The organism is Arthrobacter agilis, from assembly GCF_002953615.1.
In the GTDB taxonomy this organism is placed as follows: Bacteria; Actinomycetota; Actinomycetes; order Actinomycetales; family Micrococcaceae; genus Arthrobacter_D; species Arthrobacter_D agilis_B.
Genome location: NZ_CP024915.1, coordinates 3,455,293 through 3,457,462 on the forward strand (window position 1 = coordinate 3,455,293; position 2,170 = coordinate 3,457,462).

Consider the following 2,170-nt stretch of genomic DNA (forward strand, 5'->3'; position numbering starts at 1 on the left):
AGACTCCTGCAGCCACCCGACCGCTCGACGGCGGACAGGGACTGAAGAACGCCCTGCGCCGTGTCTTCGACGGGCAGATCCCGAACTACGGCGACTACAACCTCGTCTTCGCGGCCCAGCAGTCCCGCGGCGTCCGCGATGCGGGGACGGCGGCCGTCGGCTACGTGGTCGGCTACCGCTGGAAGCCCGCGGAACTGATGATCGCGCCGGTGGACCTGACGGCGATCACCGGTGCCGGCGTGCCGGTGGAGGTCAACATGACGAACCTCGCCCACGCCCTGCAGTGGGACGACACCTCCTACGAGGTGGGCACGAGCACCGGCCGGATCTTCCGCTTCGGCGTGCTGGCCGCTCCCGTCCTCGACATCGGCCCGGGCACCCCCCTGCGGCTGGCGCAGGACGAGGACCTGATCGACTTCACCTCGTTCATGGACGCCTTCATCGCGATGGCGTGACCCGCCTAGTGCCCCCAGGTCCCGCGCCGCACGAGGTTGGCCGGCTCCTGTCCGCTGCCGAGCAGTTCCACCTGGCGCCGCAGCAGCGCGAGGATCCTCGGCGGGAAGGCTCCGGTGTTGCCTCCGACGTGCGGAGTGATGATCACCCCGGGAGCGCTCCACAACGGATGGCCCTCGGGTAGCGGCTCCGGATCCACCACGTCGAGCGCGGCCTTCAGGCGCCCGGCCATGGCCTCGCGGGTCAGTGCCTCCGTGTCCACGACCGCGCCGCGCGCGACGTTGACCACGAGTGCCCCGTCCGGCAGGGCTGCCAGCACCTCGCGTCCCACGAGTCCCCGCGTCGCATCGGTGAGCGGCGTGATCACGATCACGACGTCGTGGTGCGGAGCCAGGTCCACCAGCGCGTCGCTGCCGTGGACCTGCCCCAGGTCGTCCTCGCGTGCGGTACTGCCGACCCTCGTGACCACCGCCTCGAAGGTGGCGAGCCGCTTGCGGATCTCCTCACCGATCCCCCCGACGCCCACCAGGAGCACGCGGCGGTCCGCCAGGCCCGGATAGCGGGCGCTGTGCCACCGTCCCTCGGTCTGCTGCCGCACGGCGTCGTCGATCCCGCGCAGCGAGGCCAGGGCGAGGCCGACCGCGAGTTCGGCGGTCGCCGCTGCATGCACGCCGGCGGCCGTCGCGATCGCGACGTCCGGCCCCACGAGGTCCGCGACGCCGTCGTACCCCGTCGACTGGGTGTGCACGAGCCGGAGGTTCGGAGCGGCATCGAGGGCGCCGTCCAGATGGGCGCGTCCGGTGTAGGGCAGGACGGCGGCGTCGAGGGCCGCCAGGTCGAAGTCCTCGGGCGGTGTCGCGAAGTCCCAGAGCACGACCTCGACGCCCGGCGAGGCGTCGGTCAGTGCGTCCCGCAGCTCGGCGGACGGCACGCTGAGGGTGCGGACGGTCTGGACAGGGGCGGCCGGTGCGGAATTCGTCATGGCGCCAGCCTAGTGTCGCGGGGTCGCCCTCCCGCCCGGTCGGCGGTCGGTGGACACCCCCTCCACCCCGGCCTAGGGTCGGACCATGTCAGCCGCAGCACGGCGATCCGCCCGGGCCGCATCCCGCGCGCACATCCGCGCCTTCTCCCCGGCCGGCGCCGTCCTGCTGATCCTGCTCGTCGTCCCCGGCTGCTCGGACCCGGCCGGGGAGGAACCGGTGTACGCCGGGGCGTCCACCACCGCGGGTACGAAGCAGCCTCCGGCCCTGCCCGCCCTGTCCTACCCGGGCGACGCCGTGACGGGCCTCGACCTGCCCTGGTCCGTCGTGGTGCTCGACGACGGCGCCCTCCTCGTCGCCGAACGCGAGACCGGAGAGATCGAACGCTACGACGGCACGGCCGGAGAGGTCATCGGCAGCATCCCGGAGGCAGCCGCGGCGGGCGGTGAGGGCGGCCTCCTCGGTCTCGCCGTCGAGCCCGGTCCGGTTCCCGGGGCGATCTACGCGTACTACACGTCGGCCGCCGACAACCGCGTGGTCCGGCTGCCATGGTCCGACGGACGGCTCGGAGCGCCCGAACCGGTCCTGACCGGAATCCCTGCAGGCGACATCCACAACGGTGGCCGGCTCGCCTTCGGTCCGGACGGCCACCTGTACATCGGCACGGGCGATGCAGGAGTGCGCGGGAACGCCCGGGACCCGTCGAGCCTGGGCGGCAAGATCCTCCGCATCGTAGG

3 protein-coding genes are annotated in these 2,170 nt (G+C 72.9%); 2 read left to right on the forward strand and 1 reads right to left on the reverse strand.

All coding sequences use genetic code 11. The annotated features are described in order from the left end of the window. Positions 1 to 455: hypothetical protein (locus CVO76_RS17050; RefSeq protein ID WP_208740238.1), on the forward strand; the 455-nt coding region annotated here is incomplete at its 5' end. Positions 456 to 460: 5 nt separating this feature from the next. Here the strand turns inward: CVO76_RS17050 and CVO76_RS17055 are convergent. Then, positions 461 to 1,435, reverse strand: a complete 975-nt coding sequence (locus CVO76_RS17055) for a 2-hydroxyacid dehydrogenase (protein WP_208740239.1) — start codon at positions 1,433 to 1,435, stop codon at positions 461 to 463. An 85-nt stretch (positions 1,436 to 1,520) separates the two neighbouring features. Between CVO76_RS17055 and CVO76_RS17060 the strand changes: the two genes are divergently transcribed. Then, a partial coding sequence (locus CVO76_RS17060) for a PQQ-dependent sugar dehydrogenase (RefSeq protein ID WP_208740240.1) occupies positions 1,521 to 2,170 on the forward strand: 650 nt, incomplete at its 3' end.